Below are 15,516 nucleotides of genomic sequence, written 5' to 3'. Positions count from 1 at the left end.
AAGGAGTTCGCCATGACCGCCCGCACCACCAAGCCGCCCCGGTTCTACTTCAACCTGCGCAGCCCCTACAACTTCTTCGCCCTCGCCGACCTGGAGCGCGACCACCCGGAGCTGCTCGACCGGGTCGAATGGCGCCCGTTCTGGGAGCCGGACCCGGCCAGTGAGAGGCTGCTCGCCGAGGCCTCGCCCGGCGCCGAGTTCCCGTTCCACCCGATGTCCCGCGCCAAGCAGTTCTACATCCTGCGCGATGTGCGCAGGCTCGCCGCCGACCGCGGCCTGGCGCTGACCTGGCCGGTGGACCGCAAGCCCTGGTGGGAGCCGGCCCACCTGACCTGGTTCCTCGCCGAGCGTGAGGGACTCGGCCGCACCTGGGTCGAGCGCGCCGGGCGGGCCCGCTGGCTGGAGGGCCGCGACATCTGCGACCCGGCCGTGGTGCGCGGACTGGCCGAGGAGATCGGTCTGGACGGTGCGGAGGTCGACCAGGCCCCCCACCACCCGCTGGTGCGTGAACAGGGCGTACGGGCGCTGCTCGACGTGCACCGCGACGGCGTCTTCGGCGTGCCCTACTTCATCAACGGCAGCGAGCCGTACTGGGGCCTGGACCGCGTCACAGACTTCGCCGCGTCCTTCGCCCCCGCCGCCGTCCCCGCGGCCGCCACCGCCGAGCCGCCCGCCGTCCCCGCCGCCGGCCGGACCACCGACATGAGCCACGCGGGAGGCTGCGGATGAGCACCGTGACCGGCACCGACGAGCGCGCCACGGCCGGGGGAACCCTGCCGCTGACCGCCATCCAGGAAGCGATGTGGACCGCGTACCGCGTCGCACCCCGGAGCGCCTCCTACAACATCGTGATGCCGCTGCTGCTGCGCGGACCCGTCGACCCGGCCGCCATGGCCGAGGCGGTCACCGTCGTCGGCGACCGGCAGGAACTGCTGCGCTCCGTCTTCACCGAGCAGGACGGCACCCCGGTCCGCACAGCCGCCGAACGGGCCCTGGTCCGCATGGAGTTCAGGGACCTCGACGGCATCGACGAGGAGGGCCTGCGACGGGCCGCGGAGGAAGCGGGCGCCCGCCCCTTCCGCCTGGAGTCCGGCGCCTTCCGGGTCGTGCTGCTGCGCCGCTGCGACGACGAGTGGGCGCTCGTGACCGCCGCCCACCACATCGTCAGCGACTTCACCTCGCGCTGGCTGCTCGTCCGCGACCTGCTCGACGCCTACGCGGGCATCTCCACCGGCACCGAGCCGGCCTGGCGGCCCATCCCCGGTTCGTACGCCGACCACGCCGCCGAGGAGCTGCGCCACATCGCCTCCGAGGCGGGGCGGCGCGGCGCGGACCGGTGGCGCGAGTCGGTCGCCGGGGCGCCCGCCGCGGAACTCCCGCTGGACCGGCCGCGACCCGTCGTGCGCTCGCTCCGGGGCGGCACCGTGGTCCGGGTGCTCGCCCCGGCCACCGCCCGGGGGCTCGACGCGGCGGCCGACGACGCGGGCGTCACCCCGTTCGCGTATCTGCTCGGTGTCTTCCAGGCGCTCACCCACCGCTGGACCGGCCAGGAGGAGTTCGTCCTCGGGGTGCCCGCGACCAGCAGGGTGGGCAAGGCGCAGCGGGACGTGATCGGCTGCTTCCTCAACACCATGCCGGTACGCGCCGAGTTCGACGCCACCAGCACCTTCCGGAGCACCGCCGTGCTGGCCGGCGAGCGGGTGATGCGGGGCATGGTCAACGTCCGCTACCCGTGTGCCCTGGCCTTCCCGCAGGCCACCGTTTTCCGCACCGCGCTGTTCCTGGTCCAGATGGACCGGATGGACCCGCCGGTGCCCAATGTCCCGCCGGGGCAGGTCATCGGCCCGTCCGTGGCGTACAAGGGGCTGGACATCGCCCTGATCGACGTACCGCAGCAGGAGGGCCAGCTGGACCTGCTGCTGCGCATCGAGCAGACCCCCGACGGTGTCACCGCCGTCTTCTCGTACGACACCGACCTGCTCGACCGGGCCACGGTCGAGCGGTTCGCGGACGGCTACGAGCGGATGCTCGCCGCGGCCGTCGCCGACCCGGGCACCCGGATCGGCGACGTGGAACTGGCCGGCCAGGACGAGACGGCCGCGCTGCTCGCCCTCGGCTCCACCTCCTTCGACGACGTCGCCGATTTCGACGACTTCGAATCCTTCGAGAACTCCTGGGAACTCCGATGACCATGCGCATCGCGATCGTGGGTGCGGGACTCGGCGGACTGACGGCCGCCGCCGCACTGCACCACCGGGGCCTGGACGTCCAGGTCTACGAGCGGGGGGAGGATCTGCGCGAGCAGGGCGTCGGCATGCACCTCGGCCCCAACGGCACCCGACTGCTCCAACGGCTGGGCCTCGGACCGGAGTTGGAGCGGTGCGCGGTGCGCCCCGAGGCCCTGGTGGTACGGGCCTTCCACAACGGCGCCACCGTGGCCCGCCAGGAGATGGGCGAGGCGTGGCAGCAGCGGTTCCGCGCCCCGTACTACACCGTGCACCGCGGCGACCTGCACCGGATGCTGTCCTCGCGGGTGCCCGCCGAGCGGGTGCACACCGGCAAGGAGCTCGTCCGGTTCGAGGAGACCGTGTACGGGGTCGTCCTGCACTTCGCGGACGGCACCGACGCCCACGCCGACGTGCTGATCGGCGCGGACGGGGTGCACTCGGCGGTCCGGCGCGCGGTCGCGGGCGCCGACGCCCCGGTCTACTCCGGCAACAGCGCCCTGCGCGGTGTGGTCGACGCCGCCGACCTGCCGGACCTGGACCCCGCGCTGATGTACATGTACGCGGGCCCCACCGCGCGCGTCCTGCTCTACCCGGTCGCCGGGGGCCGGCAGTTCACCTACGTCGTGGTGACCCCGGCCGCCGAGGGTGCCGCCGAGTCGTGGACCAGCGCGGGCGACCGCACCGACCTGGACGCCGTCCTGACGGGCTGGGATCCCGCCGTGCGCGCGCTCGCCGACGCGGCGGGCGAGGTGCGCCGCTGGGCGCTGTACGACCGCGAGCCGCTGGCGCGGTGGAGCACCTCCCGCACCACCCTGCTCGGCGACGCGGCCCACCCGATGCTCCCGCACCACGGACAGGGCGCCAACCAGGCCGTGGAGGACGCCGTGGCGCTCGCCGTCTGCCTCGAAGAGGCGGAGCCCGGCGCGGACGGCATCGCCGCCGCACTGCGCCGCTACGAGGAGGCGCGCCGGCCGCACACCACCCGCGTGCAGCTCGGCTCCCGGACCGGGCAGCAGCCGAAGGACGCCGCCGCGCACCGCCGCATCGACGCCGAGAGCGTCGACTGGGTCCTCGACCACGACGTCGAGGCGGCCCTCGACGGGTCGCAGAGCCGACTCCACCAGGCGGCCTGACGTGTAGTCGGGCCGCGTGCGAAAGGACCAGGGGCCCCTGGCGCTCTCCCCGCGCCAGGGGCCCCGCCATGTTCCGGGCGCGGCCCCGGACTCGGTTCGGGTCGTGGTTCCGGACTCGGTGCGGGGCGCGGCGAATACATGACCGGCATAGGGCCCGGATAGCGCTCCGTCCAACCATGGCCATAGCCGATCACATGAAGGGACACCGAACCGATGAGCGAGCAGCAGAGCGAAGAAACCCCGTACCGCGTCGTGCTCAACGACGAGGAGCAGTATTCGATCTGGTGGGCCGACCGCGCCCTGCCGGCCGGCTGGCACGCCGAGGGCAGCGAGGGCACCCGCGAGGAGTGCCTCGCGCGCATCACCGAGATCTGGACCGACCTGCGCCCGCTGAGCCTGCGCCGCCGCATGGACGCCACCGCCGCCTGACCGTACTGGCCGCCGGATCCGAGGCCGGGCCCGACCCCCACCGCGCCGCCCGATCCCGATGGAGGAGAGACTGTGAACGACCGCACGCTGTCGGGTTCGTACACCGGCGCACCCGCTGCCCGGCCCAGGACCGCACCCCTGCTGCCCGCGCTGTTCGCCGCCCAGCGCACCCGTACGCCCGACGCTCCCGCTGTGATCGGCGCCGATGGAACCGTGGTCACCTACGCCGGACTCGGTGCGCGCGCCGCGCTGTTCGCCACCCGGCTGCACGCCCTGGGCGTGCGCCCCGGTGACTTCGTGGGCGTGTGCCTGCGCCGCGGGCCCGACCTGGTCGCCGGGCTCCTCGGCGTCTGGCTGGCGGGCGGCGCCTACGTACCGCTCGACCCGAACCACCCCGAGAGCCGCATCGCCCTCGTCCTGGAGGACGCGCAGGCGCCGGTGGCCCTCGCCGAGCGGTCCACCGCCGACAAGCTGCCCGCGGCCACCCGGGTGCTGCTCGCCGAGGACGTCACCGCCACCGGCGAACAGCCCGTGGATGCACCGGAGTTCGTCGCCGAACCGGGCCGGCCCGCCTACGTCCTGCACACCTCAGGTTCCACCGGCCGCCCCAAGGGCGTCGTCGTCCCGCACCAGGGCATCGCCAACCGGGTGCGCTGGCTCGCCCACCGCCACCGGCTCGGCCCCGCCGACCGGGTGCTGCTCAAGACCACCGTCGGCTTCGACGCCGCCGGACTGGAGCTGTTCTCCCCGCTCGTCAGCGGCGCCGCCCTCGTGCTCGCCCCCGACGGCGCCGAGCGCGACCCCGCGACTCTGCTCGCCGCCGTCGCCGACCACGGCGTCACCGTCCTCCAGGGCGTCCCCTCCGTCTACCGGCGCCTCGTCGACGAACCCGGCTGGGAGCGCGCCACCGCCCTGCGACTGGTGTTCAGCGCCGGTGAACCCCTCCACGCCGACCTGTGCCGCCGCATCCTGGAACGCGCGCCCGGCGTACGGATCTGGAACACCTACGGCCCCACCGAGGCGTCCGTCGACATCACCGAGCACCTGTGGGATCCGGACCGGGACACCGGTGCCGTCCCCATCGGGCGACCCATCGGCAACATGCGCGTGGTCGTCCTCGACCCGGCCGGACGGCCCGTGCCCGTCGGCGTCCCCGGCGAACTCCACGCGGGCGGCATCGGACTCGCCCTCGGCTACCTCGGCCGCCCGGACCTCACCGCCGAACGCTTCGTGCCCGACCCGCACAACGAGGGCCAGCGGCTCTACCGCACCGGGGACAAGGTGCGCTGGCGCGCCGACGGCGTCCTCGAATACCTCGGCCGCCTCGACCAGCAGGTCAAGGTCAACGGTGTACGGATCGAGCCCGGCGAGGTCGAGGCCGCGCTCGCCGCCCACCCCTGGGTGCGCACCGCCGTCGCCGCCGCCGTGCCCGACCCCGCCGGTGGGGGCCACCGGCTCGCCGCCTGGGTCCAGCCGCGCGGCGAGGCCCCCCGCCCCGACGAGCTGCGCGCCTTCCTGCGCCGCACCCTGCCCGACGTCCTGGTGCCGTCCGTCTTCGTGACCGTCGACGAGTGGCCGCTCACCGCCAGCGGGAAGATCGACCGGGGCGCCCTGCCCGACCCGGCCGAGAGCCGCACCGAGACCGCGTACGTCCCGGTGCGCGACGCCACCGAGCGGGCCGTCGCCGAGATCTGGGCACGGCTGATCGCCATCCCCGCCGGGGAGATCGGCGCCACCCACGACTTCTTCCAGCTCGGCGGCTCCTCGCTGATGCTGACCCGGCTCTCCGAGCTGCTTTCCGCTACGGCGGGCACCCGCGTACCCCTGCGCGCCCTGTTCACCGCGACCACCGTCGAGACCCAGGCCGCGCTGATCGGCCGTCCCGTCGACCCGACCGGCGACAACCACACTGCGGAAACGGTCCTTCCCGTGCCCCGCAAGCCCGAGGGCCTGCCGCTCTCGCCCGGCCAGCAAGGCATGTGGCTGCTCGACCGGCTGCGCCCCGGCAGCAGCGAGTGGAACGCCCCCGCCTTCCTCACCCTGCCCGCCGAGTACAGCGACGCCACCGTCGCCACCGCCCTCGGCGCACTCGCCGACCGGCACGAGATCCTGCGCACCCGGTACGTACTGAACGGCACCGAGCCCGTCCAGATCGCCGACGCGCCCGGCACCCGCCCGCCCCGACTGCGCACCGCGCTCGCCGCGACCGCCGACGAGCTGAACGCCCTGGTGCAGGAGGAGTTCGCCCGCCCCTTCGACCTGGAGCACGGCCCCGTCTGGCGGGCCCTGACCGTGCGCCGGGGGACCGAACACCTGCACGTGATCCTCTCGCTGCACCACATCGCCTGCGACGGCTGGTCCTCCGTCGTCCTGGAGCGCGACCTCAAGGCGCTCGCCGAGGCCGCGCACACCGGCACCGACGCCCGGCTGCCCGAACTCCCGGTGCAGTACGCCGACCACGCCGCCCACCGGCGCGCCCGGCTCACCGAGACGTATCTCTCGCGCGAACTCGGCCACTGGAAGCGGGTGCTGGACGGCATCGCCCCGCTCGACCTGCCCACCGACCGGCCCCGGCCCCCGGTGCGCGACGCGCACGGCGCCGTCCACCTCTTCACCGTCCCGGCCGCGCTCACCGAGCGCGTCGCGGCCCTCGGCCGCAGCTGCGGGGCGACCCTCCAGCAGACCCTGCTCACCGCGTTCTCCGCGCTCGTCGCCCGCCTCACCGGCCGCTGGGACGTCCCGGTCGGCATCCCGGTGGCCGGCCGCGAGCGGCCCGAGACCGCCGACGTCGTCGGGTTCTTCCTCAACACCCTCGTGCTGCGCTGCGACGCCGCAGCCGACGACACCTTCCGAGACGCCGTCGTCCGGGTCCGCGACACCGCCCGCGCGGCCTTCGCCCACCAGGAGCTGCCCTTCGACCGGCTCGTCGCCGAACTCGACGAGAGCCGCGACGCCGCCCGCACCCCGCTCTACCAGGTGATGTTCGACCTGCACGAGGAGGGCCGCACCGGCACCGCGACCTCGGCCGGCGACCTCGACGCCTTCCGGGGCGCCTGGCAGGCCGCCCGCACCGACCTCACGTTCGTCGTGCAGCGCCGGGACGACGGCTCCCTGCTCGGCATGGCCGAGTACGCCACCGCCCTGTTCGACCCGGCCACCGTCGAGCGGTTCGCCGACTGCTGGACCCGCCTGCTGGAGGCGGTCACCGACGACCCGTGGGTACGACTGGGCACCGCCGACCTCCTGCCCGCCCCGCTGCGCGCCGAACTCGTCGCCCACGGCCCCGGCCCCGCCGGCCCGGGGGACACCATCACCGGAGCGTCCGACGGCGGTGTGCACACCGCGATCGCGGAGGTGGCCCGGCGCTCCCCGCACGACCCGGCCGTCGTCTGCGGCGACGAGACCTGGACGTACCGGCGGCTCACCCGGCGCGCCGAATTCCTCGGCCACCGGCTGCGTGGCCTCGGCGCCGGCCCGGAGACCACCGTCGCCGTGCTGCTCGGCCGCACCCCCGAACTGCTCGCCACGATCCTCGGCAGCTGGCACGCCGGCGCCGCCCATGTGCCCCTCGACCCGGGCGCGCCCGACGACCGGATCGCCCATGTGCTCGCCGACTCGGGGGCGGGCGTCCTCGTCACCGACACGGCGGGCGCCGCACGCCTGGCCGGGATCCACCGCGGCGCCGTCCTCACCCTGGACACGGAACCGGACGCCGCACCGCCGACGGACGCCGAGCCGCTGCCCGCCGGGGACGGCGGACGCCTCGCCTACCTGATGTACACCTCCGGCTCCACCGGCCGTCCCAAGGGCGTCGCCGTCGAGCACCGCACCCTGCTGCCCACCCTGCGCGCCTTCCAGGCCCACCTGGACTTCGGGCAGGGCCCCGACGACGCCTACCTCGCCCTGGCCCAGCCCACGTTCGACATCTCCTGGACCGAACTCGTCATGCCGCTCGTCGCGGGCGGCCGGGTCGTCCTTGCCCAGGACCACGAACTGCGCGACCACCGCGCCCAGTTGGCGCTGCTCGACCGGCACGGCGTAAGCCACCTCCAGGCCGCCCCCGCGCACTGGCAGATGCTGATCGACGCCGGTTTCGGCCGCCGCCCACTGGTCGGCAAGACCGGCGGCGAGGACTGCCCGCCCGCCCTCGCCCGCGACCTCTCGCGCAGGCTGCGGCGGTTCATCAACGAGTACGGACTCACCGAGACGACCATCGCCTCCACCCGGTGGGACGCGCACGACACCGCGCAGTCCACCCCGATCGGCCGCCCCTACCCGCACTGCACGGTCCGCGTCCTGGACGAGAACCTCACCCCCGTGCCGTACGGGGTGACCGGCGAGCTGTGCATCGGCGGGGCCGCCCTCGCCCGCGGCTACCACGGCAGGCCCGGCCTGACCGCGGCCGTGTTCGTGCCCGACCCGTACGGCGAGCCCGGCGCCCGCCTCTACCGCAGCGGCGACATGGCCCGCATGCTGCCCGACGGCACGCTGGAGTTCGCCGGGCGCGCCGACGGCCAGGTCAAGATCCGCGGCAGGCGGGTGGAGACCGGCGAGGTCCAGGGCGTCCTGGCCGAGCACCCCGGAGTCGCCCAGGCCGTGGTCGCCGTCCATGGCTCCGGCTCCGACGCCGCGCTCGTCGGCTACTGGGTGGCCGCCGACAACACCCCCGTGCCCGGTGACAGCGCGCTCCTGGACCACTGCGCCCGCAAGCTGCCCGACTACATGGTCCCCGCCCTGCTCGTGCCGATCACCGCGGTGCCGCTCACCCGGCACGGCAAGGTCGACACCGCGGCCCTGCCCACGCCCGACCTCGCCGCCGCGCTCGCCGACGAGCCGTACACCGCCCCCGAAGGACCCGTCGAGGAGATCATCGCCGGGATCTGGGCCGAGGTGCTGCACGGCCCGGAAGCCGTCGCCGGCCACCGGATCGGCGCCCGCCAGGGGTTCTTCCGCAGCGGCGGCAACTCCGTGCGTGCCGCCCAGGTCGTCGCCCGCATCCAGGAGGAGTTCGACGTCGAACTGCCCCTGCGCGCCGTCTTCGAACGCCCCACCGTCGCCCGGCTCGCCGAAGCCGTGGAAGAGGCAGTGACGGCCGAGATAGAGACGCTCACCGAAGCCGAACTCGCCCTCGCCCACAGGGAGTACCAGCCGTGACCGCACCCACCGCGCCGACGCAGCCCACGCAGGAGGAGCTGCGCGCCGAGCTCCTGCGCCGCCGCCTCGCCGGGCGCGCCGGGCGCGGCGCCGGCACCCCCGCCCGCACCGCCGCGATCCCGCGCGCCGACCGCGCCGAGCCTCTTGAACTCTCGGCGGGGCAGCGTCAGCTGTGGTTCCTGCACCAGCTCGACCCGCAGAGCCCCGAGTACCTGCTGCCGATGGCGTACCGGCTGCGCGGCCCGCTGTCGCCGGGCACCCTCCAGCAGGCGTTCGACGCGCTCGCCGCCCGCCACGAGATCCTGCGCACCCGCTACGTCCTGGACGCGGCCGACCCCCGGCAGGCCGTCGACCCGGCCGGGCCCGTCGACCTCGCCGTCACCGACCGGCCCGGCCTGGACGCCGTCGCCCGCGACGCGGCCGCCGTCGCCTTCACCGAGGCACGCGCCGCCGAGACCTTCGACCTGGCCGCCGACCACCCGCTGCGGGTACGGCTGCTGCGCTTCGCCCCCGACGACCACGTCCTGCTCGTCGTCATGCACCACATCGCCTGCGACGCGCTGACCCGCCCGCTGCTCCTGGCCGACCTCGCCGCCCTCTACCGGGGCGAGGAGCTGCCCGAACTGCCCGTCCAGTACGCCGACTACGCGGCCTGGGCCGCCCGCAGGCAGAGCGGCCCCGACGCCGACCGCGGCCTCGACCGGTGGCGCCGGGAGCTCGCCGGCGTCGAGCCGCTCGCCCTGCCCACCGACCGGCCCCGCCCCGCAGTGCGCACCTGGGGCGGCGCCACGCACGGCTTCGACGTCCCCGCCACCACCGCCACCGCGCTGCGCAAGGTCGCCCGTGACGGCGACGCCACCCTCTTCATGGTCCTGCTCACCGCCTACCAGACCCTGCTCGGCCGCTACACCGGCAAACGGGACGTCTCGGTCGGCACCGCCGTCTCCGGGCGCACCCGCCCCGAACTGCGGCAGATGGCCGGATACGCGTACAACACCCTGGTGCTACGGGCCCGTTGGGGCGCCGACCCGGCCTTCCGGGATGTCCTCGCCGCCAACCGCACCACCGTGCTGGACGCCTTCGACCACCAGGAGACGCCGTTCGACCGGATCGCCGACGAGCTGGAGCCCGAGCGCGACCTGTCCACCACACCGCTCTTCCAGGTCATGTTCGACCTCGCGTCCGGCGAGGGGGCCGACGGCCCCGACCTGCCCGGCATCACCGCCGAGCCCGTCCCCGCCGCGAGTTCCATCGCCCGCTTCGACCTGACGCTGCACCTCACCGAACGCGCCGACGGCACCCTGCACGGCAGCCTCGAATACGCCACGGCCCTCTTCGACGCGGCCACCGCCGCCCGGATCGCCGGGCACTACACCCGGCTCCTCGCCCGGATCGCCGCCGCCCCCGACGCCCCGCTCTCCGCCCTCGACCCGATCGGCCCCGAGGAGCGCGCCCTGCTCCTCGACGGACCGGCCACCCCCGTCGGCACCGATCACCCCCTCGACCCCACCGCCCTGCGCCCCGTCCTGGAAACCATCCTGGAACAGGCCGCGGCCACCCCCGACGCCACCGCCCTGCGGCACGGCGACACCACGTACACCTACCGCCGGCTCGCCGAGGAGTCGGAGCGCCACGCCCGCCGGCTCGCCGGGCTCGGCGTCGGCCCCGAGGACACCGTCGCCGTCCTCCTGGACCGCTCGCCGGAACTGGTCGCCGCCCTGCTCGGCATCTGGCGCGCGGGCGCCGCGTACGTACCCGTCGACCCCGGCTACCCGGACGAGCGCGTCGGCCACATGCTGGCCACCACCGGCACCCGGACCGTCCTCACCGAGACCCGCTACGCCGACCGCTTCGACGGCCCCGCCGTCCTGGACACCGACGAAGACGGCCCCGCCGTCCTGGTCACCGACGACCCGGCCGAGCAGGCCGCCCGCGCGGCCGCCACCGCCGCCCTGCCCACCGGGTACGACCTCGACGCACTCGCCTACGTCATCTACACCTCCGGCTCCACCGGCCGCCCCAAGGGCGTCCTCGTCACCCACCGCGGGCTGGCCAACTACCTCGGCTGGACCGTCCGGGCCTACGCGGACGCCGGCCCCGGCGGCGCCCCGCTGTTCTCGTCGATCGCCTTCGACCTCGGCGTACCCGACCTCTACGCACCGCTGATGACCGGCCGCGACGTCCACCTGCTCCCGCAGGACTTCGACACCGCCGACCTCGGCGCCCTGCTCGCCGCGGGCGCCCCGTACGCCTTCATCAAACTCACCCCCGGCCATCTCGACCTGCTCCAGCAACAACTGACTGACAATCAGATCAAGGGGCTGGCCGGTCTCGTCATCGCCGCGGGCGACTCCTTCACCGCCCGGCTCGCCGAGCGCTGGACCACCTCGGCGGGCCCCGACGGCACCCGCCTCGCCGCCGAGTACGGCCCCACCGAGATCACCGTCGGCAACTCCGCGTACTTCCTCGACGGGCCCGTCACCACCGAACTCGTCCCCATCGGGCGCGCCGTTCCCCACACCACCATGTACGTCCTCGACGAGCACCTGCGACCGCTGCCCATCGGCGTGCCCGGCGAGGTGTGGATCGGCGGCATCGGCGTCGCCCGCGGCTACGCGGGCCGCCCCGACCTGACCGCCGAACGCTTCGTGCCCGACCCCTACGGCCCGGCGGGTACCCGGCTCTACCGCACCGGCGACATCGCCCGCGTGCTGCCCGACGGCAACCTCGACTTCGTCGCCCGCGCCGACCACCAGGTCAAACTCCGCGGCTACCGCATCGAGCCCGGCGAGATCGAGTCCGCGCTCACCGCGGACCCGGCCGTCTCCGAAGCCGTCGCCCTCGTCCGCGAGGACAGCCCCGGCGCCAAAGAACTCGTCGCCTACGTCGTCCCCGCCGAGGGCGCCGACCCCGACGACCTCGCCCCGGCCGCGCTGCGCGCCCGCGTCGGCGAGACCCTCCCGCCGTACATGGTGCCCGCCGCCTATCTCACCCTCGACGCCCTGCCGCTGACCGCCAACGGCAAGCTCGACCGGCGCGCGCTGCCCGCCCCGGGCCGCGCCGCCACCGCCGTCGGCGACTACGTCGAGGCCCGCGACGCCACCGAAGGCGCCATCGCCGGGATCTGGGCCACCGTCCTGGGCCGGGACACCGTCGGCGTCCACGACAACTTCTTCGAACTCGGCGGCGACTCCATCCGCGCCGTCACCCTCGTCGGCGCGCTGCGCGAGGCCGGCTGGGAGACCAGCGTCCGCGACATCTTCGCGCACCGCACCGTGGCCCGGCTCCGCGCCGCCCTCGGCGACGCGGACGGCGCCGGACCGGGCGGCACCGTAGCCCGGTTCGCCCTCATCGGCGAACAGGACCGGGCCGCGCTGCCCGCCGACGTCACCGACGCCTACCCCGTCTCGCTCACCCAGGCCGGGATGCTCGTCGAGATGTACGGCGAGAGCACCGAGAACCGCTACCACAACATCACCTCCTTCCGGATCCGCGACGAACTCCCCTTCGACCCCGAGGCGTTCCAGCGGGCCGCCGACCTGATCGTCGAACGCCACGAGGTCATGCGGACCTCCTTCGCCCTCGACGGCTACTCCCGGCCGCTCCAGCTCGTCCACGCGGCCTCGCGGATGCCCTGCGTCTTCGACGACCTGCGCCACCTGCCGGCCGCCCGCCGCGAACTGGCCCTCTGGGAGTTCGCCGACCGCGACCGCGAAGAGCTCTTCGACCTCACCCGCGCACCGCTCATGCGGATGGCCGTCCACCTCCTGGACGACGAGAGCTGGTGGCTGTCCATCACCGAGTGCCACCCCGTCATCGAGGGCTGGAGCTACCACTCCCAGCTGATGGAGATGCTCCGCGCCTACCGCGCACTGCGCTCCGGCGCCGAACCCGAGCCCGCCCCGCCGGTGCCCGCCGTTCGCTACGCCGACTTCGTCGCGGGCGAACTGCGCTCCCTGGACGACCCGGCCGACCGCGACCACTGGCGCCACATCGTCGACACGTACGAGCGGTTCAGTGTCCCGGCCGGCTGGCAGGGCGACGACGAGGGCGACGAGCGCTACCGCATCGACGTCCCGCTCGGCGACGTCGAACCGGGCCTGCGCGCCCTCGCCACCGCCGCCGAGGTCCCCTACAAGAGCGTCCTGCACGCCGCGCACAGCAAGGTCCTTTCGCTGCTCACCCGCGCCGAGCGGTTCCGCGGCGGCATGGTCGCCGACGCGCGCCCCGAGGAGGCGGGCGCCGAACGCGTCTCCGGCATGTACCTCAACTCGGTGCCCTTCCCGTACGAGCGCACCGCCGCGACCTGGGGCGAACTCGCCCAGCAGGTCTTCGCCCGCGAGGTCGAGCTGTGGCCGCACCGCCGCTACCCGATGCCCGCCATGCGCAGACCCGGCGGCGAATCCCACCTCATCGACGTCCTCTTCCACTACCTGGACTTCCACCAGGTCGACACCGAGCTCATCGACATCATGGCCAGCCGCGACGACAGCCCCAACGAGTTCCGGCTCGTCGTCGGCACCCCCGTGCGCGGCCACCTGTCCATCGCCTCCCGCACCCGCACCCTCTCCCGGGGCCGCGCCAAGCGCCTCGCCGCGCTCTACACCGCCGTCTTCGCCGACATGGCGCGCACCGGCGCCGACGGCGACGCCCGTGGCTCGTACCCCGACGCGTACGAGCGCGCCGCCCTCGCCGCACCCGCCCTGCCACACTCCGACACCCCCGCCGACGTGCTCGGCGCGTTCGAGGCACAGGCCGCCCGGACCCCGACCGCCCCCGCCCTCTCCTTCGGGTCCGCCACCCTCTCCTACGCCACGCTCGACGCCCGCGCCGACGCCGTCGCCCACCGGCTGCGCGCCCTCGGCGCCGGGCCCGAGACCCGCGTCGCGGTGCTCCTGGACCGGGGCCCCGACCTGGTGGCCGCACTCCTGGGCGTCTGGAAGGCGGGCGCCGCGCAGGTACCCGTGGACCCCTGCACCCCCGACGCCCGGATCGCCGGCACCGGCTGCGCGCTCGCGGTCACCGAACGCCGCCACGCCGCCCGCCTGGGCGAGATCCCGCTCCTGGTCACCGAGGACCTCACCGACGCCCCGGTACCCGCCCGGCCCGCCACCGTCCACGACCCGGACCGGCTCGCGTACGTCCTGCACACCTCCGGCTCCACCGGCACCCCCAAGGGCGTCGAGATCAGCCACCGCTCCCTCGCCCACTACCTGCACTGGGCGGTCGAGCAGTACGCGGCGGCCGGCACCGGCGGCGCGCCGTGGTTCACCTCCGTCGGCTTCGACCTCGGAATCCCCGCGCTGTACGCACCCCTGATGACCGGTCGGACCGTACGGCTGCTCCCGCAGGAGTACGGGCCGGAGGAGTTCGGCGCCGAACTCCTCAAGGGCGCGCCCTACTCCTTCGTCGGGCTCACCCCCGGCCATCTGACGCTCCTGGAAGCCCAGTTGACCGACGCCGAACTCGGCTCCCTGGCCGCGCTCGCCGTCTGCGCGGGCGACGCCTACCCGGCTGCCCAGGCCGACCGGGTCGCCGCCCGCATCGGGGCCGGCGGCATGGTCCTCGCCGCCGAGTACGGACCCACCGAGGCCACCGTCGCCGCCACCGCGCTGCGCGTCCTGCCCCGGCACCGGAGCACGCCGCGCCCCGTCACGGCACCGGCCGGCGTCCGGGCCGGACTCCAGCACGCCGACACCCTGCACGCCCCCGAACGGCCCCGCGCGCCCCGCACCCTGGTGGCCCTCGGCTCCCCGCTCCCGGGCGTCACCCTGCGGCTCCTGGACAGCGCACTGCGGCCGGTCCCCGACGGCATCGCCGGTGAGGTGTACCTCGGCGGCGACGGGCTCGCCCGCGGCTACGCCGGCCGCCCCGACCTGACCGCAGCCGCCTTCCTGCCCGACCCCTACGGACTGCCGGGCGCCCGCCTCTACCGCACCGGAGACCTGGCCCGCCGTCTCCCCGGCGGCGCCCTGGAGTTCCTCGGCCGCGCCGACGACCAGGTCAAGATCCGGGGACACCGCGTCGAACCCGGCGAGGCCGAGGCCGCGCTCGCCGCCGACCCCTCCGTACGCGAAGCCCTCGTCGCGGCGGTCGACGCCGCCGACGGCGGCAAGCGCCTCGCGGCCTGGGTGGTGCCCGCCGAGGGACACACCGTCTCCGTACCCGCCCTGCGCGAGAGGCTGCGCGCGGTGCTGCCCGCCGCCGTCATCCCGGCGACCGTCACGGCGCTGCCCGCGCTCCCGCTCGGCGGGAACGGCAAACGCGACCGGTTCGCCCTGGTGGCCCGCGCCGCCACCGCCGCCGACGCCCCCTACGAGGAGCCGCGCACCGACACCGAGCGACGGCTCGCCGCCGTCTGGGCCGAGGTCCTCGGCCTCGAACAGGTCGGCGTGCACGACGACTTCAGGGACCTCGGCGGCGACTCCTTGCTCGTACCGCCCCTGCTGCTCGCCGCCCGCAGGGCCGGGATCCCCCTCGACCTCGCGACCGCGCTGCGCCACCACACGGTGGAACACCTCGCCGCCGCACTCGACGTCCGCACGGCCCACGACCCGGCCCAGGAAGGCTGA

General features: G+C 75.0%; 6 protein-coding genes. All 6 read left to right on the top strand.

Annotation, left to right across the window (positions count from 1 at the left end; all coding sequences use genetic code 11):
• The first annotated feature begins 12 nt into the window (after positions 1 to 12).
• Complete coding sequence (locus ACFVH0_RS13450) at positions 13 to 729, top strand: 2-hydroxychromene-2-carboxylate isomerase (protein WP_385819703.1); 717 nt, start codon at positions 13 to 15, stop codon at positions 727 to 729.
• Positions 726 to 2,189 carry a condensation domain-containing protein gene (locus tag ACFVH0_RS13445; RefSeq protein WP_385819702.1) on the top strand — a complete coding sequence of 488 codons (1,464 nt, stop codon included), beginning with the start codon at positions 726 to 728 and terminating at the stop codon, positions 2,187 to 2,189. Before ACFVH0_RS13450 ends, ACFVH0_RS13445 begins: the two co-directional genes overlap by 4 nt.
• A complete protein-coding gene (locus ACFVH0_RS13440; protein ID WP_385819701.1) occupies positions 2,186 to 3,361 on the top strand; it encodes an FAD-dependent monooxygenase in 1,176 nt (391 codons plus the stop codon). The genes ACFVH0_RS13445 and ACFVH0_RS13440 overlap by 4 nt, the downstream gene beginning before the upstream one ends.
• Before the next feature lie 213 nt (positions 3,362 to 3,574).
• The gene (locus ACFVH0_RS13435; protein WP_385819700.1) at positions 3,575 to 3,790 is read left to right on the top strand and encodes an MbtH family protein; all 216 of its coding nucleotides are present in this window, start codon (positions 3,575 to 3,577) and stop codon (positions 3,788 to 3,790) included.
• Between the two features lie 72 nt (positions 3,791 to 3,862).
• Positions 3,863 to 8,944 carry an amino acid adenylation domain-containing protein gene (locus tag ACFVH0_RS13430; protein WP_385819699.1) on the top strand — a complete coding sequence of 1,694 codons (5,082 nt, stop codon included), beginning with the start codon at positions 3,863 to 3,865 and terminating at the stop codon, positions 8,942 to 8,944.
• Positions 8,941 to 15,516 carry an amino acid adenylation domain-containing protein gene (locus ACFVH0_RS13425; protein ID WP_385819698.1) on the top strand — a complete coding sequence of 2,192 codons (6,576 nt, stop codon included), beginning with the start codon at positions 8,941 to 8,943 and terminating at the stop codon, positions 15,514 to 15,516. The genes ACFVH0_RS13430 and ACFVH0_RS13425 overlap by 4 nt, the downstream gene beginning before the upstream one ends.

Origin of the sequence: Streptomyces sp. NPDC127117, assembly GCF_042677325.1 — a bacterium.
Taxonomy (GTDB): Bacteria; Actinomycetota; Actinomycetes; order Streptomycetales; family Streptomycetaceae; genus Streptomyces.
Note: the sequence above shows the minus strand (reverse complement) of the source record. Positions and strands in the feature narration are given on the sequence as shown.